This window comes from Streptomyces parvus, from assembly GCF_032121415.1.
Lineage (GTDB): Bacteria > Actinomycetota > Actinomycetes > Streptomycetales > Streptomycetaceae > Streptomyces > Streptomyces globisporus_A.
Genome location: NZ_CP135079.1, coordinates 1,387,758 through 1,411,341 on the forward strand (window position 1 = coordinate 1,387,758; position 23,584 = coordinate 1,411,341).

16 protein-coding genes are annotated in these 23,584 nt (G+C 71.2%); 11 read left to right on the forward strand and 5 right to left on the reverse strand.

Annotation, left to right across the window (positions count from 1 at the left end; genetic code table 11):
- Positions 1–108 precede the first annotated feature (108 nt).
- Positions 109–714 (reverse strand): dephospho-CoA kinase, encoded by a 606-nt coding sequence (gene coaE, locus RNL97_RS07385; protein ID WP_030586771.1) that lies wholly within the window; start codon positions 712–714, stop codon positions 109–111.
- A 31-nt stretch (positions 715–745) separates the two neighbouring features.
- Positions 746–1,684: a PAC2 family protein gene (locus RNL97_RS07390; protein WP_030586774.1), complete on the reverse strand. Its 939-nt coding sequence runs from the start codon at positions 1,682–1,684 to the stop codon at positions 746–748.
- Between the two features lie 276 nt (positions 1,685–1,960).
- On the opposite strand from RNL97_RS07390, the gene RNL97_RS07395 reads away from it, so the two are divergent.
- Positions 1,961–2,920: a right-handed parallel beta-helix repeat-containing protein gene (locus RNL97_RS07395; RefSeq protein WP_243313746.1), complete on the forward strand. Its 960-nt coding sequence runs from the start codon at positions 1,961–1,963 to the stop codon at positions 2,918–2,920.
- Between the two features lie 106 nt (positions 2,921–3,026).
- Here the strand turns inward: RNL97_RS07395 and rpsA are convergent, their stop codons facing one another.
- The gene (gene rpsA / locus RNL97_RS07400) at positions 3,027–4,544 is read right to left on the reverse strand and encodes a 30S ribosomal protein S1 (protein WP_003969826.1); all 1,518 of its coding nucleotides are present in this window, start codon (positions 4,542–4,544) and stop codon (positions 3,027–3,029) included.
- A 408-nt stretch (positions 4,545–4,952) separates the two neighbouring features.
- Here rpsA and RNL97_RS07405 point away from each other — a divergent pair, with 408 nt between their 5' ends.
- Together RNL97_RS07405 and hrpB are read left to right on the forward strand one after the other, a co-directional pair.
- The gene (locus RNL97_RS07405) at positions 4,953–5,792 is read left to right on the forward strand and encodes a class I SAM-dependent methyltransferase (protein ID WP_313750491.1); all 840 of its coding nucleotides are present in this window, start codon (positions 4,953–4,955) and stop codon (positions 5,790–5,792) included.
- Positions 5,793–5,829: 37 nt separating this feature from the next.
- Positions 5,830–8,379, forward strand: a complete 2,550-nt coding sequence (hrpB, locus tag RNL97_RS07410) for an ATP-dependent helicase HrpB (protein ID WP_313750492.1) — start codon at positions 5,830–5,832, stop codon at positions 8,377–8,379.
- 237 nt (positions 8,380–8,616) lie between these two features.
- Here hrpB and RNL97_RS07415 read toward each other — a convergent pair whose 3' ends face one another.
- Positions 8,617–10,380 (reverse strand): lytic transglycosylase domain-containing protein, encoded by a 1,764-nt coding sequence (locus RNL97_RS07415; protein WP_313750494.1) that lies wholly within the window; start codon positions 10,378–10,380, stop codon positions 8,617–8,619.
- 189 nt (positions 10,381–10,569) lie between these two features.
- Between RNL97_RS07415 and RNL97_RS07420 the strand changes: the two genes are divergently transcribed.
- Complete coding sequence (locus tag RNL97_RS07420) at positions 10,570–11,439, forward strand: DUF4184 family protein (protein WP_313750495.1); 870 nt, start codon at positions 10,570–10,572, stop codon at positions 11,437–11,439.
- A 103-nt stretch (positions 11,440–11,542) separates the two neighbouring features.
- Here RNL97_RS07420 and polA read toward each other — a convergent pair whose 3' ends face one another.
- Positions 11,543–14,254: a DNA polymerase I gene (gene polA / locus RNL97_RS07425; RefSeq protein WP_313750496.1), complete on the reverse strand. Its 2,712-nt coding sequence runs from the start codon at positions 14,252–14,254 to the stop codon at positions 11,543–11,545.
- A 133-nt stretch (positions 14,255–14,387) separates the two neighbouring features.
- Between polA and RNL97_RS07430 the strand changes: the two genes are divergently transcribed.
- The 7 genes from RNL97_RS07430 (at position 14,388) to RNL97_RS07460 (ending at position 23,522) form a co-directional block, all read left to right on the forward strand.
- The gene (locus RNL97_RS07430; RefSeq protein ID WP_030586794.1) at positions 14,388–16,679 is read left to right on the forward strand and encodes an FdhF/YdeP family oxidoreductase; all 2,292 of its coding nucleotides are present in this window, start codon (positions 14,388–14,390) and stop codon (positions 16,677–16,679) included.
- Between the two features lie 92 nt (positions 16,680–16,771).
- On the forward strand, positions 16,772–17,242 hold the full coding sequence (locus RNL97_RS07435) for a PaaI family thioesterase (protein WP_030586796.1): 471 nt from the start codon (positions 16,772–16,774) through the stop codon (positions 17,240–17,242).
- Between the two features lie 622 nt (positions 17,243–17,864).
- Positions 17,865–19,100, forward strand: a complete 1,236-nt coding sequence (locus RNL97_RS07440) for a branched-chain amino acid ABC transporter substrate-binding protein (RefSeq protein ID WP_030593632.1) — start codon at positions 17,865–17,867, stop codon at positions 19,098–19,100.
- 102 nt (positions 19,101–19,202) lie between these two features.
- Positions 19,203–20,135, forward strand: coding sequence for a branched-chain amino acid ABC transporter permease (locus RNL97_RS07445; protein ID WP_010061202.1), 933 nt, complete (start codon positions 19,203–19,205; stop codon positions 20,133–20,135).
- Between the two features lie 5 nt (positions 20,136–20,140).
- The gene (locus RNL97_RS07450) at positions 20,141–21,925 is read left to right on the forward strand and encodes a branched-chain amino acid ABC transporter permease (protein WP_030593636.1); all 1,785 of its coding nucleotides are present in this window, start codon (positions 20,141–20,143) and stop codon (positions 21,923–21,925) included.
- Between the two features lie 5 nt (positions 21,926–21,930).
- Positions 21,931–22,809, forward strand: a complete 879-nt coding sequence (locus RNL97_RS07455) for an ABC transporter ATP-binding protein (protein ID WP_030593640.1) — start codon at positions 21,931–21,933, stop codon at positions 22,807–22,809.
- Positions 22,806–23,522: an ABC transporter ATP-binding protein gene (locus tag RNL97_RS07460; RefSeq protein WP_010061197.1), complete on the forward strand. Its 717-nt coding sequence runs from the start codon at positions 22,806–22,808 to the stop codon at positions 23,520–23,522. Before RNL97_RS07455 ends, RNL97_RS07460 begins: the two co-directional genes overlap by 4 nt.
- Positions 23,523–23,584: the final 62 nt, after the last annotated feature.

Below are 23,584 nucleotides of genomic sequence, written 5' to 3' on the forward strand. Positions count from 1 at the left end.
TTCCTCTCCTCGCGGTCTTCTCGCGCGGGTCCACCGTCGCTTCCCCGCGTGGGTCCAACATCCGCCCCGGCTCCGCCATTCCGGCCGGAGCGTTCCCGCCGGGCGCGCTCAGCGGGCGGCGGCAGCCCTGCGGACCAGCTCGTCCCAGACCTCGCGGACCCGGGTGTCCAGCGCCTCCCGCGGCCCGTCGTTGTCCACGATCAGGTCGGCGACGGCCCGGCGCTCCTCGCGGGTCGCCTGGGCCGCCATCCTGGCACGGGCGTCGGACTCCGTCATTTTGCGCAGCCGTACGAGCCGGTCGAGCTGGGTCTCGGCGGAGGCGTCGACGACCACGACCAGGTCGTAGAAGGGGGCGAGCCCGTTCTCGGTGAGGAGGGGGACGTCGTGGACGACGACGGCGTCCTCGGGGGCCGCCCGTTCCAGTTCGGCCGCGCGAGCGCCCACCAGGGGGTGGACGATCGCGTTGAGGGCGGCCCGCCGCCCGGCGTCGGCGAAGACGAGCGCACCGAGTGCCGGGCGGTCCAGGGTGCCTTCGGCGGTCAGGACACCCGGCCCGAACTCCTCGACGACGGCCGCGAGTCCGGGCGTTCCGGGCTCGACGACCTCGCGCGAGATCAGGTCGGAGTCGATGAGGACGGCGCCGTACGAGACGAGCAGCCGCGACACTTCGCTCTTGCCGGCGCCGATGCCGCCGGTCAGGCCCACTTTCAGCATGGGCCGCAGCCTACGGCCCGGTCCGGGGCGGTCAGCCCTCGCCCTCCCGCTCGGCGAGGAACCGCTCGAACTCGCGCCCGATCTCGTCGGCGGACGGCAGTTCGACCGGCTCGGCGACGAGGTTGCCGCGGGTCTCGGAGCCGGCGACGGCGTCGTACTGGTGCTCAAGGCCCTCGACGAGGGAGACGAGTTCCTCGTCGCCCTGGCCGATCTGCCGGTCGATCTCGGTCTGGGTGCGGTGCGCCTCGGTGCGCAGGGAGTGCGCGAGGGCGGGCAGCACCAGACCGGTCGCGGCGGTGATCGCCTCCAGCGCGGTGAGCGCCGCGTCCGGGTAGGCGGAGCGGGCGACGTAGTGCGGTACGTGGGTGGCGACCCCGAGGACGTCGTGGCCGGCCTCCATCAGCCGGTACTCCACGAGGGCCTCGGCGGATCCGGGCACCTGGGCCTCGTCGAAGGGGCTGCGGTGGCCGGGCATCAGGTCGGTGCGGTTGCCGTGCGGGGTGATGCCGACGGGGCGGGTGTGCGGGACGCCCATGGGGATGCCGTGGAAGTTCACCGCGAGGCGGACGCCGAGGCGCTCGACGATCTGCTCGACGGCGGCGGCGAACCGCTCCCACTCCACGTCCGGCTCCGGGCCCGACAGCAGCAGGAAGGGCGCTCCGGTGGCGTCCTGGACCACCCGGACCTCCAGGGCGGGCGCCTCGAAGGCCGCCCAGCGGTCGCGCCGGAAGGTGAGCAGGGGGCGCCGTGCGCGGTAGTCGACGAGCCGGTCGTGGTCGAAGCGCGCGACGACCTGGTGCGGCAGCGTCTCCAGCAGGCCCTCGACGATCTGCTCGCCGGTCTCACCCGCGTCGATGTAGCCGTCGAAGTGGTAGAGCATGACCAGGCCGGCCGACTCCTGCGCCAACGCCATGTCGACGACGGCCAGGCCCTTCGGCTCCCATTCGTACAAACTCTGCGGATCAGGCACGGTTACCGCTCCTCCTCGTGTTCCTAGACAAGAACACGACCGGCCGCACGAGCATTCCCCGCCCCCCGATCTTTCCCCGCCGGGGGCAGGTCACGGCACGTCAGTTGCGGTCGCGGCGGCTGCGCTTCATCGCATCCGGAGCCGCCCCGCAGATCCTGGTCCAGACCTTGACGCACCCTGTCGCCGTCCCTACCGTCACTGGACAGCAGGTTCAGGCACACGTCCTGTGTTCACGTACAGGAACGCCTGGACTCCTCCGACGGGAAGGCACCCCCCATGCGCACCCGCTCCCCCCTCACCGTCCTGCTCGCCGCCGCCCTGGCCGCCGGCGGCCTCACCCTGGCCGGTGCCGGGCCCGCCGACGCCGCGGTCATCGAGGTGAGCACCGCGGCCCAGCTCAAGTCGGCGCTCACCGCCGTCTCCCCCGGCGACACGATCCGGCTCGCCGACGGCACGTACACCGGCAACTTCAAGGCCACCCGGCCCGGCACCTCCGGCGCGCGGATCACCCTCACCGGCTCCAGCAGGGCCGTGCTGACGGCGGGCGGCGGCTACGGGCTGCACCTCGACGGCGCCTCGTACTGGACGGTCCTCGGGGTCACGATCAAGGGCGGGCAGAAGGGCATCATGGCCGACACGGCGAACGGTGTCGTGATCGACTCGGTGACCGTGCACGACCTCGACATGGAGGGCGTCCACCTCCGTAAGTCCAGCAAGGACGGCGTCCTGAAGAACTCCCGGATCTACGACACCGGGCAGAACGGGCGCGGCATGGGCGAGGGCGTGTACGTCGGTTCGGCCGGCGATCTCTCCGACCGCAGCGACAACGCGCAGATCCTGAACAACACCATCGGGCCCGACGTCGGCGGCGAGTCCGTCGACATCAAGGAAGGCACGACCGGTGCGCGGATCATCGGCAACACCTTCGACGGCCACGGCCTGACCGGCGCCAACTACGACGACTCCTGGGTCGACGTGAAGGGCAACAACGTCCTGGTCGAGGGCAACAGGGGGTCGCGTACCACCAACAACGGCTACGAGACCCACACCCAGCAGAGCGGCTGGGGCTGCGGCACCGTCTTCCGGAACAACTCCTCGAACCTGACCGGGGCCGCCGGCGACAAACAGCTCGCCATCAACGTGACCAACCACAGCTCCAGTTGCCGCACCACGGTCTACGCGAGCAACACCGTCACCGGCGGCAAGGGGCTGACCAACATCGTCGTCACGCCGTAGCCGCAGGCGCGCGGATACGCGAGTGAGGCCCGCCCCCCGAAGGGGACGGGCCTCACCTACCGCTCTACAGATCTACCGCAGCCGATGAGCCGCCGGGGTCGGAGCCTCAGCTCTGGCCGCCCGCGAGCTTCTCGCGCAGCGCGGCAAGGGCCTCGTCCGACGCCAGGGCGCCGGAGTTGTCCGCCGACTCCGAGGAGTACGAACCGCCGCCGCCACCGCTGCCGCCGGAGGCGGCCGGAGCAGCGCCGGCCGGGGCAGCAGCGCCCTCGGCCGCAGCGGCCTCGTCGGCCTCGCGGGACTTGATGACCTGGGCCTGGTGCTGCTCGAAGCGCTGCTGCGCCTCGGCGTACTGGGTCTCCCAGACCTCGCGCTGCGCCTCGAAGCCCTCGAGCCAGTCGTTGGTCTCGGGGTCGAAGCCCTCGGGGTAGATGTAGTTGCCCTGGTCGTCGTACGACGCGGCCATGCCGTACAGCGTCGGGTCGAACTCGACCGAGGCCGGGTCGCCACCGAAGGACTCGTTGGCCTGCTTCAGCGAGAGGCTGATGCGACGACGCTCGAGGTCGATGTCGATGACCTTGACGAAGATCTCGTCGTTGACCTGGACGACCTGCTCCGGGATCTCCACGTGGCGCTCGGCCAGCTCGGAGATGTGGACCAGGCCCTCGATGCCCTCGTCGACGCGGACGAACGCACCGAACGGAACGAGCTTGGTGACCTTACCCGGGACGACCTGACCGATCTGGTGCGTACGGGCGAACTGCTGCCACGGGTCTTCCTGCGTCGCCTTGAGCGACAGGGAGACGCGCTCGCGGTCCATGTCGACGTCGAGGACCTCGACGGTGACTTCCTGGCCGACCTCGACAACCTCGGAGGGGTGGTCGATGTGCTTCCAGGACAGCTCGGAGACGTGCACGAGACCGTCGACGCCGCCCAGGTCCACGAAGGCACCGAAGTTGACGATCGAGGAGACGACGCCGGAGCGGACCTGACCCTTCTGCAGGGTGGTGAGGAACGTCTGGCGAACCTCGGACTGGGTCTGCTCGAGCCAGGCACGGCGGGACAGGACCACGTTGTTGCGGTTCTTGTCCAGCTCGATGATCTTCGCCTCGAGCTCCTTGCCCACGTAGGGCTGGAGGTCGCGGACACGACGCATCTCGACGAGCGACGCCGGGAGGAAGCCGCGGAGGCCGATGTCGAGGATGAGACCACCCTTGACGACCTCGATGACGGTACCGGTGACGATGCCGTCCTCTTCCTTGATCTTCTCGATGGTGCCCCAGGCACGCTCGTACTGAGCGCGCTTCTTCGAGAGGATCAGGCGGCCTTCCTTGTCCTCCTTCTGGAGAACCAGGGCCTCGATCTCGTCGCCGACCTTGACGACCTCGTTCGGGTCGACGTCGTGCTTGATCGAGAGCTCGCGGCTCGGGATGACACCTTCGGTCTTGTAACCGATGTCGAGGAGAACCTCGTCCCGGTCAACCTTGACGATGACACCGTCAACGATGTCGCCGTCGTTGAAGTACTTGATCGTCTCGTCGATCGCCGCGAGGAACGCGTCCGCGTCGCCGATGTCGTTGACCGCAACCTGCGGAGTGGTGGCGGTGGTCTCGGTGCTGCTCGTCATGTGGGAAAGGGCTCCGGTACGGACAGAGAGTCGTAGGTACTGCTACGCCGAAAGCCCGTATCGCCTCTGCAGAAGCCGGACAGCCTGGAAAGCGCGCAATCCGTTTCCGGAGAGACGCCTCGACAACCGAGGGGACATGCAACAGACGCGAGCGCGGCCTGCTAGGTCTGAGGCGCGCAGGCTCGCAGCGCAACTTGTAGCATACGGGGGCAGCCGGACAGGGTCAATGCGCGAAGGCGCACAGCCGGGGCACATCGCCCCAAACCGGGCACAACTCGTGTTCTCCGAGGCCACATCGGCCCGAGAACACTACGGCACAGCGCCGCGGGCACGCCTCCGTACGCCCGGGGTACGCCCCTGGTACGGACCGCACGCGGCAGGTGAAGGCAAACTACAACGACGGGCACGATGAGCCAAGAGATCCACGGGACCCACCCCTCGGAACCCGCAGAGCCCTCGGAGCCGGAGGCCACGCGCCGGGCGGCGGACGAGGCCGAGAGCAGCCGGGCCAGCCGCGGCTGGTGGGACCGCAACGCCGACGAGTACCAGAGCGACCACGGCGGCTTCCTGGGCGACGACCGCTTCGTCTGGGGCCCCGAAGGGCTGGACGAGGCGGACGCCGCCCTGCTGGGGCCCGCCGCGGCCCTCAAGGGCCTCGACGTCCTGGAGATCGGCGCCGGGGCCGCCCAGTGCTCGCGCTGGCTGGCCGCCCAGGGCGCCCGCCCGGTGGCGCTGGACCTCTCCCACCGCCAGCTCCAGCACGCCCTGCGCATCGGCGAAGGGCTCCCCCTGGTGGAGGCGGACGCGGGCCGGCTCCCCTTCCGGGACGCCTCCTTCGACCTGGCCTGCTCCGCATACGGGGCGGTGCCGTTCGTCGCCGATCCCGTGCGGGTCTTCCGCGAGGTCCACCGGGTGCTGCGGCCCGGCGGGCGCTGGGTGTTCTCCGTGACGCACCCGATCCGCTGGGCGTTCCCGGACGAGCCCGGGCCCGAGGGGCTCTCCGTCTCCGCCTCGTACTTCGACCGCGTCCCCTACGTCGAGCAGGACGAGGCCGGCAACGCCGTCTATGTGGAACACCACCGCACGCTCGGTGACCGGGTCCGGGACGTGGTGGCGGGCGGTTTCCGGCTGGTCGACCTGGTCGAACCGGAATGGCCCGCCTGGAACGATCAGGAGTGGGGCGGCTGGTCCCCGCTGCGCGGCAACCTGATCCCCGGCACGGCGATCTTCGTGTGCGAGCGGGACTGATCGCTCCCCGCCGCGGAGCAGGGACGACACTGGGGGCGTGATCCGTACCGATGCCCTGGACCGCCTGCCCGTCCGCACCGCCGTGCCCGCCCTCTGGCGCGCGCTCGACGACCGGGGCGTCGCCGTCCTGTGCGCCCCGCCCGGCACCGGCAAGACGACGCTCGTTCCGCTGGTGCTGGCCGGGCTGACCGGGGACGGGCCGGTGCGCCGGGTCCTGGTCGCCGAGCCGCGCCGGATCGCCGCGCGGGCGGCGGCGCGCAGGATGGCCTGGCTGCTGGGCGAGCGGCCGGGTGAACGGGTCGGCTTCACGGTGCGCGGCGAGCGCGTGGTGGGGCGGGAGACGGTGGTGGAGGTCGTGACCACCGGGGTGCTGCTCCAGCGGCTCCAGCGCGACCAGGAGCTGCCCGGGGTCGACGTGGTGATCATCGACGAGTGCCACGAGCGGCACCTGGACGCGGACACGGTGGCCGCCTTCCTCCTGGACGTACGGGAGGCGATCCGGCCCGATCTGCGGCTGGTGGCGGCCTCCGCGACGACGGACGCGGAGGGCTGGGCGCGGCTGCTGGGCGATGCCCCGGTCGTCGAGGCCGAGGGCGTCTCGTACCCGGTGGAGGTCCTCTGGACGCCGCCCGTGCGGCCGGTGAAGCCTCCGCACGGGATGCGGGTCGATCCGGCGCTGCTGACGCATGTGGCGGCGACCGTGCGGCGGGCGCTGGCGGAGCGGGAGGGGGACGTGCTCTGCTTCCTGCCCGGCGTCGGGGAGATCGGCCGGGTGGCCGGGCAGCTCGCGGGGGTGGAGGCGGAGGTGCTCCAGGTGCACGGGCGGGCTCCGGCCGCCGTGCAGGACGCGGTGCTGGCCGGGTCGTCCGACCTACGGCGGGTGGTGCTGGCGACCTCGGTGGCGGAGTCGTCGCTGACGGTGCCGGGCGTCCGGGTCGTCGTGGACTCGGGGCTCGCGCGGGAGCCGCGTACCGACCATGCCCGGGGGCTGAGCGCCCTGACGACCGTACGGGCCTCGCAGGCGGCCGGGCGGCAGCGCGCCGGGCGGGCGGGGCGGGAGGCTCCGGGGGCGGTGTACCGGTGCTGGGACCAGGCCGAGGACGGGCGGCTCGCGCGCTTCCCGGCCCCGGAGATCAAGGTGGCCGACCTCGCGGCGTTCGCGCTCCAGGCGGCGTGCTGGGGCGATCCGGACGCCTCCTCGCTCGCCCTGCTGGACCCGCCGTCGGCCGGGGCGATGGGCGCGGCCCGGGAGGTGCTGGGGGCGATCGGCGCGGTGGACGGCGGTGGCCGGGTCACCGAGCGCGGCGTACGGATGTCCCGGCTCGGGCTGCACCCCCGGCTGGCGCGGGCGCTGCTGGACGGGGCCGCGGAGGTCGGGGCGCGGCGGGCCGCGGAGGTGGTGGCGCTGCTGAGCGAGGAGCCGCCCGGAGAGTACGGGGACGATCTCGCGGCGGCGCTGCGGACCGCCCGCCGGGGGCAGGACGGGTACGCGGCGCGCTGGAAGCAGGAGGTGCGGCGGCTGTCGGCCCAGGTGGACGGCGCGGGCTCCCGGAAGTCGCCGGGCTCCGGGGCCGCGCCGGGCAGGGGCTCCGGCACCGGCGGGGGTCGCTCCGATGACGCCGTCGTCGGTCTCGTCGCCGCCCTGGCGTTCCCGGAGCGGGTGGCGCGCGCCCGGGGCGACGGGGCGTTCCTGATGGCGTCGGGCACGGGTGCGGAGCTGCGGGCGGGGTCGCGGCTGCGGAGCGCGCCCTGGCTGGCCGTGGCGGTCGCGGACCGGCCCTCCCACGCGGCTTCGGCGCGGGTGCGGCTGGCGGCGGTGATCGACGAGGACACCGCGCTGGCGGCCGCCGGGCATCTGCGGGTGCGGGGCGAGGAGGTCCGCTGGGTGGACGGCGAGGCGGTCGCCCGGTCCGTGGACCGGCTGGGGGCTGTGGAGCTGGCGGTACGGCCGCTGAAGCAGCCCGATCCGGAGCTGGTGCGCGGGGCCCTGGTGGAGGGGTTGCGGCGCGAGGGGCTCGGGCTGCTGCGCTGGAACCGGGAGACCGAGCAGCTGCGGTCGCGCCTGGCGTTCCTGCGCCGGGTGCTGGGGGCGCCGTGGCCGGACGTGTCGGACGGGGCGCTGCTGGCGGATCCGGGCGCGTGGCTGGAGCCCGAGCTGTCGCGGGCCCGGCGGCGCTCCGATCTGGGCCGGATCGACGCGGGCCAGGCGCTGCGGCGGCTGCTGCCCTGGGCGACCGGCGAGGCGGCCCGCCTGGACGAGCTGGCGCCGGAGCGGATCGAGGTGCCGAGCGGGTCCCGGGTCCGGGTGGAGTACGGCGGGGACCAGCCCGTACTGGCGGTGAAGCTCCAGGAGTTGTTCGGGCTGGCCGAGACGCCCCGGGTGGCCGGGGTGCCGGTCCTGGTGCATCTGCTCTCCCCCGCCGGACGCCCCGCGGCCGTCACCGCGGACCTGGCGTCGTTCTGGCGGGAGGGCTACAGGGCGGTGCGCGCGGAGCTGCGCGGCCGCTACCCGAAGCACCCGTGGCCGGAGGACCCCGCGACCGTACCGGCGACGCGGTACACGTCGGCGAGGCTCAAGCGTTCGTAGGGCTCCCCGGCCGCCGCGAGCGCGCCTCCAGCCACAGGGCCGGCGCGGCCAGTCCGGTGGCGGCGGTGGCGAGGGCACGCATGCTCGGCCTCCCGGGGCGGTGGTCCGGCGACGGCGAACTGATGGGCCGTCAGGGCGGGGGCACCGTAGCGACCGGGGCGCGAGATGAGAACAGAGCGGACAGCCCCTCGGCCGGGTGGCCGAGGGGCTGTGCGGTGATCGCGCGGTGGGGCGGGGTCAGGGCTTGGGCGCGTCCGGTGCGGCCGTCTCGTCCGGTGCCGGCTCCTCCGGGACCGTCTCCTGCGGCGCCTCGACGGTGAGTTCGATGACGACCGAGGCACCGCCCTCGGTGGTGAGGCGCAGCAGATAGGTGCCCTCGTTGCCGTCGGCGAAGATCTCCGGGAGCCGCAGCTGTCCGTCGGCGTCCGTCGTCAGCGTGGTGAGGGTGCGGACCGGCTTGCCGTCCGCGTCCTTGAAGTACGGGCCCTTGTCGTTGTCGATGACGCCCGGGCGGTCCTTGACCATGGTGGCGGTGACGGCCACTCCGGCCGCGACGGCGTCCTTGTAGGTGGCCTTGACGGTGACGGCGTCCGCGAACTTCTCGCCGGGGGCGGCGACGAGCGCCTTCTCGTCGGTCCGGGCGATCGCGTCGGCCTGGCGGGCGGTGACCGTCGCCGCGTACGTCAGGGTGCGCGGCCGACCGCTGCCCGCGACGGCGGTCACGGTGAACTGCCCGGCCTTCTCGCCGGCCTGGAGCTTCGGTGCGGTGGCGGTGCCGTCGGTACCGGTCCGTACCGTCACGGTCTTCCTGCCGCCGGCGAAGAGGGTTCCGGTGTCTCCGGTGACGGTGAAGGCGACGGGCACCTTGGCGAGCGGGGCGCCGACCGCGTTGCGCGCCAGGACGGAGACCCGCTCGTCGAACTCCTGGCCCGCGGTGGCACGCAGGGGGCCGGTGCCCGCGTTCTCCAGGGAGCCGAAGGTCTCGGAGGGCGGCGTCGGCTTGGGGGTGGGCGGCTTCGGCGTCGGGTTGGTGGAGCCTCCGCCGCCGGGCTTGGAGGGGCCCGGGCTCGGCTTGCCGCCGGGCTTGGACGAGGAGGGCTTCGGGCTGGGGGTGACGCCCGGGCCGGAGCCGGTGCCCGGACGCGGGCTCGGGGTGGGGGTGGGGGTGCTCGGGGTGCTGGGGAGCGTGCCTGTGCCGTCAGGGATCTCGTGCGTACCGCGCTGGTAGTAGGAGAACCAGGAGCGGACCGTGCGCAGGTACTCGCTCGACCGGTTGTAGCTCAGCACGGCCTTGTCGAGGTCGGCGGCGAGGGCCAGATCGCGGTCGTTGGCGCAGAGGTAGCGGCCGGCGGCGAGGGCCGCGTCGTAGATGTTGTTGGGGTCCTTGCGGCCGTCGCCGTTGGCGTCCTGGCCCCAGGAGGCCCAGGTCGAGGGGATGAACTGCATCGGGCCGACCGCGCGGTCGTGGACCGCGTCGCCGTCGTACGCCCCGCCGTCGGTGTCCCTGATCAGCGCGAAGCCCTGGCCGTTGAGGGCCGGGCCGAGGATGCGGGGGCTGGCGGTGCCGTTGGCGTCGACGCGGCCGCCGCGGGCCTGGCCGGACTCGACCTTCCCGATGGCCGCGAGGAGTTGCCAGGGCAGCCGGCAGGAAGGGTCGGTGGTCGCGACGGTCCGCTCGGCCTGCTTGTACGCGGCCAGGACGGACGCCGGAATGCCCGCTTCGGCACTGCCGGCCGCCGGAAGGTCGCTGGACGAACCGGGCCTGTCGGGCGTGACCAGGGGCGGAAGGTCCGTGTAGTAGGGCGAGTTGCCGGTGGCGGCGCCGTCGGTCTCGCCGCTCGCGGTGTCCTCACCCGCCGCCTTCGGGTCGCCGCTGCCCGCGGATCCGTCGGCCAGGGTCGCCGCGGGCGCCTGCGAGGCCGCGAGCGCCGCCACCGCGGCCGCCGCCACGGCGGTGGTCGTGGCTCCCTTGCGCAGACGTCGGCGAATGTGCGCTGCCATACGTTCCGGTCCCTCCCCCTCGAAGGCTGCTCGCGCTCCCCAGCGCAACGACTCCAGCGACCCTACGGCACCTCGTGTCGCCCAGACACCGAGAGCTGACCGCTTCTTACTGTTTTTTCACGTTCGCGGGCGCACGTTGTCCGCCTGGCCACGAAAGGGTGCCCCGGCGGGCCCGTCATACTTGCCGCCATGCCGTTCACGCTCAGTCATGCCGCCGCCGTGCTCCCGGCGATCCGCCGCAACGGGACCGGCCGGGGGCCGCTGTTCCCCTCGGCCCTCGTCGCCGGTTCGTTCGCGCCCGACATCACCTACTTCGCGGACACGGTGGTCCCCGGGGCGATGGAGTTCGGGTCGTTCACGCACACCCTCGCCGGGATCGTCACGGTGAACGTGGCCATCGCCGCTGTGCTGGTCGCGGTCTGGGCGCTGCTGCGGGAGCCGCTGGTCGCGCTGTTGCCGGTACGGGTACGGGGGCGCGTCCACGCGTTCGTCCGGGGGCAGCGGTGGACGCGGGCCGCCTTCGGTCCGTCCGCCTGGCTGTGGTTCGCCGCCTCCGGCGCGCTGGGCGCGGCCACGCATGTGGTGTGGGACGCGTTCACCCACCACAGCCGGTGGGGCACGGAGCTGCTGCCGTTCCTGAACCGGAGCGTCGGCGGCTACCCGGTGTTCCAGTTCGTGCAGTACGGGAGTTCGGCGCTGGCCCTCGTGGTCATCGGCTGGTTCGCCGTCACCGGGCTGCGGCGGGCCCCGGCCGGGCCCGCGCCCGCGGAGGTGCCGGTGCTCGGCCGCCGGGAGCGGTGGGGTGCGCTCGGTCTGCTGGCGCTGTGTGTGCTGGCCGGTGTCGTTCACCGGTGCGCCCGCTGGTACGCCCACTTCGGCCGGGTGGAGAGCCCGCTCGACATCATCCCGACGGCGTGCTTCGGCGCGGGCGCGGGGCTGGCGGCCGGGCTGCTGCTGTACGGATTGGGGATGCTGCTGTGGCGGGGGACGCGGGGCCCCGGCCGCCCCGTGTCCGTACCGGATGAGCCCCGGACGGAAGCGCGGGCCGGCCGGAGGTAGCGGCGGCCGGCCGAGGACTGCGGCAGGGAGAAGGGGCGGGCCCGGAACCGTGGTGCGGTTCCGGGCCCGCCCGCTGCCAGGTGGCTCAGCGCGCGGTGGTGGATCAGTGCGCGGCGGACTCCCAGTCCTTGCCGACGCCGACCGAGACGTCGAGCGGGGCGCGCAGCTCGACCGCGTTCGCCATCTCGTGGCGCAGGATCTCCTCCACCTGCTTCCGCTCGCCCTTCGCGATCTCCAGGACGATTTCGTCGTGGACCTGGAGCAGCATCCGCGAGGTCAGCCCGGCCTCGGTCAGCGCCCTGTCCACCCGCAACATCGCGACCTTCACGATGTCCGCCGCGGTGCCCTGGATCGGGGCGTTGAGCGCCATGCGCTCGGCGGCCTCGCGGCGCTGGCGGTTGTCGCTGTTCAGGTCGGGGAGGTAGCGGCGGCGGCCGAGGATCGTCTCCGTGTAGCCGGTGGCCCTGGCCTCCTCGACGACCCGGTGGAGATAGTCCCGCACCCCGCCGAACCGCTCGAAGTAGGTGTCCATCAGCACCCGGGCCTCGGCGGGGTCGATGCCCAGCTGCTGAGAGAGGCCGAACGCGGAGAGACCGTAGGCGAGGCCGTAGGACATGGCCTTGATCTTGCGGCGCATCTCCGCGTCGACCGCGTCCTTCTCGACGGCGAAGACCTGCGAGGCGACCGTGGTGTGCAGGTCCTCGCCGGAGGTGAACGCCTCGATGAGACCGGCGTCCTCGGAGAGGTGCGCCATGACCCGCAGCTCGATCTGGCTGTAGTCCGCCGTCATCAGCGTCTCGAAGCCCTCGCCGACGACGAAGCCCCGGCGGATCGCCCGGCCCTCGTCGGTGCGGACGGGGATGTTCTGCAGGTTGGGTTCGGTGGAGGAGAGCCGGCCGGTCGCCGCGACCGTCTGATTGAACGTCGTGTGGATGCGGCCGTCGGCGGCGATCGTCTTGATCAGGCCCTCGACGGTGACCCGCAGCCTGGCCTGGTCGCGGTGGCGGAGCATCAGGACCGGCAGCTCGTGCTCGGTCTGCGCGGCCAGCCAGGCCAGCGCGTCCGCGTCAGTCGTGTATCCCGTCTTGGTCTTCTTCGTCTTCGGCAGGCCCAACTCGTTGAAGAGGATCTCCTGGAGCTGCTTGGGCGATCCGAGGTTGAACTCGCGGCCGACCGCCGCGTGCGCCTCCTTCACCGCCTGCTGCACGGTCCCGGCGAACTGCTGCTCCATGCCTTCGAGGTGGGCCCGGTCCACCGCGATCCCATGCCGCTCCAGGCGGGCCAGGAGGATGGAGGTCGGCAGCTCCATGTCGTGCAGCAGCTCCGCCGCGCCCACCTCCTTGAGACGGGTGGTGAACGCGTCGCCCAGGTCGAGGACGGCGCGGGCCTGGGCCATCAGGGCGTCCTGCTCGGCCCGGTCGTCCGCGCCGAAGGCCAGCTGTCCGTCGGAGGCGGCGGCCGGGGCCAGCTCGCGGCCCAGGTACTCCACGGCCAGCGCGTCCAGGGCGAAGGACCGGCGGCCCGGCTTCACCAGATACGCGGCGAGCGCGGTGTCCATGGCGACGCCTTCGAGCTGCCAGCCCATCTCCGGGAAGACCCGCATGACGTTCTTCGCGTTGTGCAGGACCTTGGGGCGCGCCGGGTCCGCGACCCAGGCGGCGAACGCCCGCCCGTCGGCCTCGTCCAGCTGCGTCGGGTCCAGCCAGGCGGCGGCCCCGTCGGCGGCGGCGAGCGCGATCTCGGTGACCGTGCCGGCCCCGAGCGACCAGGTGTCCACCGTCATGACGCCGAGCGGCTGCGCGCCGTGCGTCTCCAGCCAGGGGGCGACCTCGCCGGAGCCGAGCACGGCCCCGTCCAGCTCGATCCCGGCGGCGGGCGCGGGCGGCTCGGCCTCCGCCGCCCCGGGGTCGACGGCGAGGAGACGCTCGCGCAGGCTCGGGTTGCGGATCTCCAGTATGTCGAGGATGCCGGTGACCGCCGTACGGTCGTAGGGGGCTCGCTCCAGCTCGGCCGGGGTCTTCGGCAGCTCCACGTCCCGGACCATCTCGGTCAGCACGCGGTTCATCTTCACCGCGTCCAGGTGGTCCCGGAGATTCTGCCCGGCCACGCCCTTGACCTCGTCGGCCCGCGCGATCAACTCATCGAAGGTGCCGAACTGGTTGATCCACTTCGCGGCCGTCTTCTCACCGACCTTCGGGATGCTCGGCAGATTGTCCGACGGGTCGCCGCGCAGGGCGGCGAAGTCCGGATACTGCTGCGGGGTGAGCCCGTACTTCTCGACGACCTTCTCCGGGGTGAACCGGGTCAGCTCGGACACCCCCTTGGTGGGGTACAGCACGGTCACGTTGTCCGTGATCAGCTGGAAGGAGTCCCGGTCACCGGTGACGATCAGCACCTCGAACCCGGCCGCCTCGGCCTGGGTCGCCAGCGTGGCGATGACGTCGTCCGCCTCGAACCCGTCCACCGCGAACCGGTCGGCGTGCATCGCGTCCAGCAGCTCGCCGATCAGCTCGACCTGCCCCTTGAACTCGTCGGGGGTCTTGGAGCGGTTCGCCTTGTACTCCGGGAACTCCTGCGCCCGCCAGGTCTTGCGGGACACGTCGAACGCGACCGCGAAGTGCGTAGGGGCCTCATCACGCAGGGTGTTCGCCAGCATCGACATGAAGCCGTACACGGCGTTCGTCGGCTGCCCCACCGCCGTCGTGAAATTCTCCGCGGGCAGGGCGAAGAACGCCCGGTACGCCAGGGAGTGCCCGTCCATGAGGAGCAGGCGCGGTCGGTTGTCTGCCGTCTTCTTCGATGCCGTCTCAGCCACGCCCCCGATCCTGCCACGGACCACTGACAATCCGGACCGGCGCGACTTCCGCGGGGCCGTGACAGGATCGATGGTGAGGACATGAACATGAGCACGTCGCCATTTGGAAGAGCGCTCGAAGGGGAGCAGCATCATGGCCACCAAGCCGCCGACCGGTGACCCGGTCCAGGACGCCCCGCAGGTCGAAGCGGCCCCGCACGCCGCCGCCGGGCTGCCCGCCGTCGCCCACTCCCTGCGCATCGCCCAGCAGCAGATGGGCGTGCGCCGCACCGCGCAGACCCTCCTCAAGGTCAACCAGAAGAACGGGTTCGACTGCCCCGGCTGCGCCTGGCCCGAGGGCGACAAGCGGCACACCGCCGAATTCTGCGAGAACGGCGCCAAGGCCGTCGCCGAAGAGGCGACCCTGCGCCGCGTCACCCCCGAGTTCTTCGCCGCGCACCCCGTCGCCGACCTCGCGGAGCGCAGCGGCTACTGGCTGGGCCAGCAGGGCAGGATCACCCACCCGGTGTACCTCCCCGAGGGCGCCGACCGGTACGAGCCGATCACCTGGGACCGGGCGTTCGCGATCATCGCCGAGGAGCTGACCGCTCTCGGCTCCCCCGACGAGGCCCTCTTCTACACCTCCGGCCGCACCAGCAACGAGGCCGCGTTCCTCCTCCAGCTCTTCGCCCGCGAGTTCGGCACCAACAACCTCCCGGACTGCTCCAACATGTGCCACGAGTCGTCCGGCTCGGCGCTCACCGAGACCATCGGCATCGGCAAGGGCAGTGTCTTCCTGGAGGACCTCCACCAGGCCGACCTGATCATCGTCGCCGGCCAGAACCCCGGCACGAACCACCCCCGGATGCTGTCCGCCCTGGAGAAGGCCAAGCAGTCCGGAGCGAAGATCATCTCGGTGAATCCGCTGCCCGAGGCCGGTATGGAGCGGTTCAAGAACCCCCAGACCCCGCACGGCATGCTCAAGGGGACCCCGCTCAACGACCTCTTCCTCCAGATCCGCATCGGCGGCGACCAGGCCCTCTTCCGCCTCCTCAACAAACTGATCCTGGCCACCGAGGGCGCCGTCGACACCGCGTTCGTCGCCGAACACACCCACGGCTACGAAGAGTTCGCCAAGGCCGCCGAAGCGGCCGACTGGGACGGGACGCTGGAGGCCACCGGCCTCACCCGCGCCGAGATCGAGCAGGCGCTCGCCCTGGTCCTCGCGTCACAGCGCACCATCGTCTGCTGGGCCATGGGCCTCACCCAGCACAAGCACTCCGTGCCCACCATCCGCGAAGTGGTCAACTTCCTTCTGCTGCGCGGCAACATCGGCCGCCCCGGCGCCGGGGTCTGCCCGGTGCGCGGCCACTCCAACGTCCAGGGCGACCGCACCATGGGCATCTTCGAACGGCCCGCACCGGCCTTCCTCGACGCCCTCGACAAGGAGTTCGGCATCACCTCGCCCCGCCACCACGGCATGGACGTGGTGCGCTCCATCCAGGCGCTCCGCGACGGCGAGGCGAAGGTCTTCTTCGCCATGGGCGGCAACTTCGTCGCGGCCACCCCCGACACCGCCGTCACCGAGGCCGCGATGCGCCGCGCCCGCCTCACCGTGCACGTCTCGACCAAGCTCAACCGCTCGCACGCGGTCACCGGGACCCGCGCCCTGATCCTCCCGACGCTGGGCCGCACCGACAAGGACGTCCAGGCGGGCGGCAAGCAGTTCGTCACCGTCGAGGACTCCATGGGCATGGTCCACGCCTCCCGCGGCAACCTCACCCCCGCCGGCCCCCACCTGCTCTCGGAGCCGGCCATCGTCGCCCGCCTCGCCCGCGCGGTCCTCGGCGCCGGCTCCCGTACGCCGTGGGAGGAGTTCGAGCGGGACTACGGCACCATCCGCGACCGCATCTCCCGCGTCGTCGCCGGCTTCGAGGACTTCAACACCCGCATCGCCCACCCCGGCGGCTTCGCCCTCCCGCACGCCCCCCGCGACGAGCGCCGCTTCCCCACCGCCACGGGCCGCGCCAACTTCACCGCCGCCCCCGTCGAGTACCCCGAACTGCCCGACGGCAGGCTCCTGTTGCAGACCCTGCGCTCCCACGACCAGTACAACACCACCATCTACGGCCTCAACGACCGCTACCGGGGCATCAAGGGCGGCCGCCGCATCGTCATGGTGAACCCCGAGGACGCCGCCGCCCTCGGCCTCGCCGACGGCGCGTACACCGACCTCGTCAGCGAGTGGAAAGACGGCGTGGAACGCCGCGCGGAGGGGTTCCGTATCGTCCACTACCCCACCGCCCGGGGCTGCGCCGCCGCCTACTACCCGGAGACCAACGTCCTGGTCCCCCTCGGCTCCACGGCCGACACCAGCAACACCCCGGCCAGCAAGTCGGTCGTCGTCCGCTTCGAGGCACCCCGGAGCACCCCCGGCAGCGAATGAGAACCGCCATCCCCTAAGCGCGCGCTCAGCCGTCTGATAAGAACAGTGCAGACAGCAACGAACCAGCGCAGCAGACGAACGGAGCAGGATCCATGGGCGAGCACACCGCACCCCTCTTCCCGCAGGAAGTCATCGACGAGTACGCGGCACTCGGCATCGACCTGCCCGCCCTCTTCTCCGCCGGCCACCTCGGCGAGCGCATGGGCGTGACCATCGTCGAGGCCGCCGCCGACCGCGTCGTCGGCACCATGCCCGTCGAGGGCAACACCCAGCCCTACGGCCTCCTGCACGGCGGCGCCTCGGCCGTCCTCGCCGAGACCCTCGGCTCCATCGGCTCCATGCTCCACGGCGGCGCGAACAAGATCGCCGTCGGCGTCGACCTCAACTGCACCCACCACCGGGGCGTCCGCAACGGGCTCGTCACCGGCGTCGCCACCCCCGTACACCGGGGACGCTCCACCGCCACGTACGAGATCGTCATCACCGACGAACAGGACAAGCGGGTCTGCACCGCACGCCTCACCTGCCTGCTCCGCGACCTCCCCAAGCCCGAAGCGGACTGACCCCGCACCGCACGCGAACGGCCCGCCGACCTAGGTCGGCGGGCCGTTCGCCGTCCACGGCCGCACCGCATACCGGACCGCGCACCCCCATATCCGGGGCCGCTGAAGGAAGTTGATGGAAACACACGGTCAACACCCTTGACGGCCGCACCTGTTCCATGACCTGCTTCAACAGCCACACAGACCCCGCAGCGCAGCACACATACCCCACACATGTAACACTGCGTAACGTTTGCGCAATACACGAAAAACCCGGCACCCCCACCCCCGCACCCCGGCCCGCCTCCCCCCGCCACCCTCGCGCCCCGGCCCCCGCGACAGCACCAAGATCACCTCAAGCCCCTTAGCAGAGCTGCGCGTTCTCACCATGTGGGCAATGCGCAGTCCAGGCGAAACCCGCACATCCCCTCACAGGAACCTCAAGCCTTGCTCAAGGGCATAACAAGAGAGTCACATCCGCAGCCGACCCGTCCCGATGGCCCCCGGCTGCGCTTAGAGTCACGGCCAGTCACCGCGCCGCCGGGCGCGTCTGCTGCACGGCCCTGTACCACCCCAGTACGGCCCGGCGATGATCACGGCACCTCATGCCCGAGGAGCGCCGCGCCAGGGAAAGGACCCTCTCGTGCGACACCGTTCTTTGCTCATACTCACCGCAGTGCTCACCACCGGAGCACTGACGCTCACCGCCTGCGGGTCGCGCGACGAAGGCAGCAAGGACAGCGGCGACAGCGGTGGCAAGACCACCGTCGTCATCGGCGTCGACGCGCCCCTGACCGGCTCCCTCTCCGCACTCGGCCAGGGCATCAAGAACTCCGTGGACCTCGCGGCCAAGACCGCGAACAAGAACAACGAGGTCCCCGGCATCGAGTTCAAGATCGAAGCCCTCGACGACCAGGCCGTCCCCGCCTCCGGACAGGCCAACGCGACCAAGCTCGTCGGCAACACCGACGTCCTCGGCGCCGTCGGCCCCCTGAACTCCGGCGTCGCCCAGTCCATGCAGGGCGTCTTCGAGAAGGCCGACCTCGCCCAGGTCTCCCCGGCCAACACCAACCCGGCGCTCAGCCAGGGCGACAACTGGGCCAAGGGCGACGTCGAGCGTCCCTTCAAGACCTACTTCCGCACCTGCGCCACCGACGTCGTCCAGGGCAAGTTCGCCGCCCAGTACCTCTTCAACGACGCCAAGAAGAAGAAGGTCTACGTCGTCGACGACAAGCAGACCTACGGCGCCGGCCTCGCCGCGATCTTCTCCGCCGAGTTCAAGCGCCTCGGCGGCAAGGTCGTCGGCACCGACCACGTCACGGTCAAGGAGACCGACTTCTCCAGCACCGCCGACAAGGTCAAGAGCTCGGGCGCCGACTCCGTCTACTACGGCGGCCAGTACCCCGAGGGCGGCCTGCTCTCCGACCAGATCAAGAAGACCGGCGCCAAGATCCCCACCATGGGTGGCGACGGCATCTACGACCCGGCCTTCATCAGCGCCTCCGGCGAGGCCAACGACGGTGACTACGCCACCTCCATCGGCTACCCCGTCGAGGCCCTCCCGACCGCCAAGAAGTTCATCGAGGACTACGAGGCCGCCGGCTACAAGGACCCGTACGCGGCCTACGGCGGCTACTCCTACGACGCCGGATGGGCCATCATCCAGGCCGTCAAGGCCGTCGTCGCCGACAACGACGGCAAGCTCCCCGAGGACGCCCGCGCCAAGGTCACCGAGGCCATGGCCAAGGTCTCCTTCGACGGTGTGACCGGCAAGGTCTCCTTCGACGAGAACGGCGACACCACCAACAAGCAGCTCACCGTCTACGAGGTCCAGAAGGGCGCCTGGAAGGACGTCAAGAGCGCCACGTTCGAGGACTGATCCCCCCAGCACAGCCCCGCCCCACCTGACCCAGACCGCGCGAGGGCGCAAACAGCGCCCTCGCGCGGAGTCATATCCGACAAGCTCATCGGAGGCCCTGCGGTGCACGAACTGCCGCAACAGCTGGCCAACGGCCTTGCCCTCGGCGCCCTTTATGGCCTCATAGCCATCGGGTACACCATGGTCTACGGCATCGTCCAGCTCATCAACTTCGCCCACGGCGAGATCTTCATGATCGGGGGCTTCGGCGCCCTCACCACCTACATCATGCTCCCCAGCGGGACCACCCTCCTGGTCGCCATCCCGCTCATGATCATCGGTGGTGCCATCGCCTCCGTCGCCGTGGCCACCGCCGCGGAACGGTTCGCCTACCGGCCCCTGCGCGGCGCCCCCCGCCTCGCCCCGCTCATCACCGCGATCGGCCTCTCGATCGTGCTCCAGCAGCTCGTCTGGGGCTTCTACCCCGACGCGAAGAAGCCCCGCAGCTTCCCCGAGTTCCAGGGCGAATCCTTCAAACTGCTCGACAACCTCTACCTCCAGCGCGCCGACGCCTTCGTCCTCGTCCTGGCCCCGCTCTGCATGCTCGCCCTCGGCCTCTTCGTCGCCAAGAGCCGCAGCGGCCGCGCCATGCAGGCCACCGCCCAGGACCCCGACACGGCCAAGCTCATGGGCATCAACACCGACCGCATCATCGTGATGGCCTTCGCCATCGGCGCCGCCTTCGCCGCCGTCGCCTCGGTCGCCTACGGCCTCGACAAGGGCCAGATCAACTTCGAGATGGGCTTCATCCTCGGACTGAAGGCCTTCACCGCCGCCGTCCTCGGCGGCATCGGCAACATCTACGGAGCCATGGTCGGCGGCGTCGTCCTCGGCCTCGCCGAAGCCCTCTCGATCGCATACATCGAAGAGATCCCCGGCATGCAGCAGCTCGGCGGCGGCGCCTGGGCCAACGTCTGGGCCTTCGTCCTTCTCATCGTCGTCCTCCTCGTCAGGCCACAAGGCCTGCTCGGCGAGCGCGTCACGGATCGGGCGTGATACCCATGACCACCAAGAACCACGAGACGACGCCCGTCCTCGCCATCCCCGCACCGGCGGCCCGCGCGGCCACCACCGCCGGAGCCGCACTCACCCTCGGCTCCACCTTCCTCGCCTGGACCTGGACCGCGAAGTTCCCCGGCGACCTCACCGTCACCGGCTACCCCGGCGGCCTCCAGGTCCTCACCCTCGTCGGCGCCGCCCTCACCCTGCTGTTCACCCTCTCCGGGTACGGCATCAAGGGCCTGCGCTGGCTCACCCCCGGCGGCTCCAACAGCCCCGTCCGACTCGCCGCACTCGGCCTGCTCGGCACCATGGGCTTCACCGTCGGCGCCATCTCCGTCGAACTCGGCGGCGTCGTCAACCTGGAACCCGGAGCCTGGATCGGCCTGGTCGGCGCCATCATCACCGTCGTCGCCTCCCTCGGCCTCCCCCACGACCAGGACATCACCGACACCACCCGGCCCACCGCCCTCGAACGGTTCCTCAACAGCCTCCGCGCCCCCGCGCCCGGACGCCCCAAGGAGCTCCCCTCCTGGGCCGAGATCCTGATCATCGTCGCCGCGTTCGGCATCGGTCTCTTCGTCGTCACCTACGGCATCGACACCGCCTACCCCGAACTCTTCGTCGGCTACCTGATCATCACCGGCTTCGCCGTGACCGCCCTCTTCAAAGCCGGCCTCATGGCCCGCCTCTCCGCGCTCACCACGAAGTACCGCTCCATCGCCGTCGCCGCGGCCTTCGTCGCCGCAGCCGTCTTCCCGTTCACCCAGAACACCGACCAGTACACCCTCATCGCGGTCAACATCCTCATCTTCGCGACCGTCGCCCTGGGCCTGAACATCGTCGTCGGCCTCGCCGGACTCCTCGACCTCGGATACGTCGCCTTCCTCGGCGTCGGCGCCTACACGGCCGCCCTCGTCTCCGGAACCAGCGCATCCGCGTTCGGCGTCCAGTTCCCCTTCTGGGCCTCCGTCCTCCTCGGCGCCGCCGTCTCCCTCGTCTTCGGCGTCGTCATCGGAGCACCCACCCTCCGCCTCCGCGGCGACTACCTCGCCATCGTCACCCTCGGCTTCGGAGAGATCTTCCGCATCGCCGTCGGCAACCTCGACGGCGTCTCCGGACCCCGCGTCACCAACGGCCCCAACGGCGTACCGAACATTCCCGACCTCAACTTCTTCGGGTACGACTTCGGCGAGTCCCACACCATCCTGGGCTTCGAACTCGGCGCCTACGCCAACTACTACATGCTCATGCTGCTCGCGATGATCCTCGTGGTCCTCGTCTTCAGCCGAGCCGGCAGCTCCCGTATCGGCCGCGCCTGGGTCGCCATCCGCGAGGACGAGACCGCCGCCACCGCCATGGGCATCAACGGCTTCCGCGTCAAGCTCATCGCCTTCGCCCTCGGCGCCACCCTCGCCGGCATCGCCGGCACCGTACAGGCCCACGTCCAGAGCACCGTCGTCCCCGAGATGTACGTCTTCGCCGGACCCGTCCCGCCCAACTCCGCCTTCCTCCTCGCCGCCGTCATCCTCGGCGGCATGGGAACCATCAGCGGACCCCTCATCGGCGCGGCCCTCCTCTACATGATCCCGGCCAAGCTCCAGTTCCTCTCGGACTACCAGCTCCTCGGCTTCGGACTCGCCCTCATCCTGCTCATGCGCTTCCGCCCGGAGGGCCTCATCGCCAACCGGCGGGCCAAGCTGGAGTACCACGAGACCGGCCAGCTCGACGTACCCGACGAAACCCTGGCAGGCACCACCTCCGGCACCACGAAGGCGGGGGCGTGAACACCATGACCACCACCACACCCGAGACCGCCACCACCGTGCTCGACGCGAGCGGCGTCACCATGCGCTTCGGCGGACTCACCGCCGTACGCAACGTCGACCTCACCGTCAAGGCGGGCGAGATCGTCGGTCTCATCGGCCCCAACGGCGCCGGCAAGACCACCTTCTTCAACTGCCTCACCGGCCTCTACGTCCCTACCGAGGGCAAGGTCCGCTACAAGGGCACCGTCCTGCCGCCCAAGCCCCACCTCGTCACCCAGGCAGGCATCGCCCGGACCTTCCAGAACATTCGGCTCTTCGCCAACATGACCGTGCTGGAGAACGTCCTCGTCGGACGCCACACCCGCACCAAGGAAGGCCTCTGGTCCGCCCTCCTGCGCGGACCCGGCTTCAAGAAGGCCGAAGCCGCGTCCCACGAACGCGCCATGGAACTCCTGGAGTTCATCGGCCTCCAGGACAAGGCCGACCACCTCGCGCGCAACCTCCCCTACGGAGACCAGCGCAAGCTGGAAATCGCCCGCGCGCTCGCCAGCGACCCCGGCCTCCTCCTCCTGGACGAGCCCACCGCCGGCATGAACCCGCAGGAAACCCGCGTCACCGAAGAGCTCATCTTCGCGATCCGGGACATGGGCATCGCCGTACTCGTCATCGAGCACGACATGCGCTTCATCTTCAACCTCTGCGACCGCGTCGCCTGTCTCGTCCAGGGCGAGAAGCTCGTCGAGGGCTCCCCCGGCGAGGTCCAGGCCGACGAACGCGTCGTCGCCGCCTACCTCGGCACCCCCTTCGAGGGCGACCCCGGCGCGGACGAAGTCGCCGAAGTCGAAGCGGCGGAGGCGCAGAGCACCACCCGCACCACCCGCACGGAAGGGGAAACCCAGTGACCGCCCTGCTAGAGGTCGAAGACCTCCGCGTCGCCTACGGCAAGATCGAAGCCGTCAAGGGCATCTCCTTCTCCGTCGAGGCCGGCCAGGTCGTCACCCTCATCGGCACCAACGGCGCGGGCAAGACCACCACCCTGCGCACCCTCTCCGGGCTCCTCAAGCCCTCCGGCGGCCGCATCACCTTCGACGGGAAGCCCCTCGGCAGCGTCCCCGCGCACAAGATCGTCGCGCTCGGACTCGCCCACTCCCCCGAAGGCCGGCACATCTTCCCCCGCCTCACCATCACGGAGAACCTCCAGCTCGGAGCGTTCCTCCGCACAGACAAGGCAGGCATCGAGAAGGACGTCCAGCGCGCCTACGACCTCTTCCCCATCCTCGGGGAACGCCGCAAGCAGGCCGCCGGCACCCTCTCGGGCGGCGAGCAGCAGATGCTCGCCATGGGACGCGCCCTGATGTCCCAGCCCAAGCTGCTCATGCTCGACGAGCCCTCCATGGGGCTCTCCCCGATCATGATGCAGAAGATCATGGAGACCATCGTCGAGCTCAAGGCGGCGGGCACCACGATCCTGCTCGTCGAGCAGAACGCCCAGGCCGCCCTGTCCCTCGCGGACCAGGGTCACGTCATGGAGGTCGGCAAGATCGTCCTCTCCGGCCCCGGCTCGGACCTGCTCCACGACGAGTCGGTCCGCAAGGCGTACCTCGGCGAGGACTGACGCCCCAGCCGTACGGAAGAGGCCCGCACCCGGTTCGTTCCGGGTGCGGGCCTCTCTCGTCA

Coding starts and splice junctions, on each gene's coding strand:
- coaE (WP_030586771.1), bottom strand. CDS start 714: ATGCTGAAAGTGGGCCTGACCGGCGGCATCGGCGCCGGCAAGAGCGAA.
- RNL97_RS07395 (WP_243313746.1), top strand. CDS start 1,961: ATGCGCACCCGCTCCCCCCTCACCGTCCTGCTCGCCGCCGCCCTGGCC.
- rpsA (WP_003969826.1), bottom strand. CDS start 4,544: ATGACGAGCAGCACCGAGACCACCGCCACCACTCCGCAGGTTGCGGTC.
- RNL97_RS07405 (WP_313750491.1), top strand. CDS start 4,953: ATGAGCCAAGAGATCCACGGGACCCACCCCTCGGAACCCGCAGAGCCC.
- RNL97_RS07415 (WP_313750494.1), bottom strand. CDS start 10,380: ATGGCAGCGCACATTCGCCGACGTCTGCGCAAGGGAGCCACGACCACC.
- RNL97_RS07420 (WP_313750495.1), top strand. CDS start 10,570: ATGCCGTTCACGCTCAGTCATGCCGCCGCCGTGCTCCCGGCGATCCGC.
- RNL97_RS07430 (WP_030586794.1), top strand. CDS start 14,388: ATGGCCACCAAGCCGCCGACCGGTGACCCGGTCCAGGACGCCCCGCAG.
- RNL97_RS07435 (WP_030586796.1), top strand. CDS start 16,772: ATGGGCGAGCACACCGCACCCCTCTTCCCGCAGGAAGTCATCGACGAG.
- RNL97_RS07450 (WP_030593636.1), top strand. CDS start 20,141: ATGACCACCAAGAACCACGAGACGACGCCCGTCCTCGCCATCCCCGCA.
- RNL97_RS07455 (WP_030593640.1), top strand. CDS start 21,931: ATGACCACCACCACACCCGAGACCGCCACCACCGTGCTCGACGCGAGC.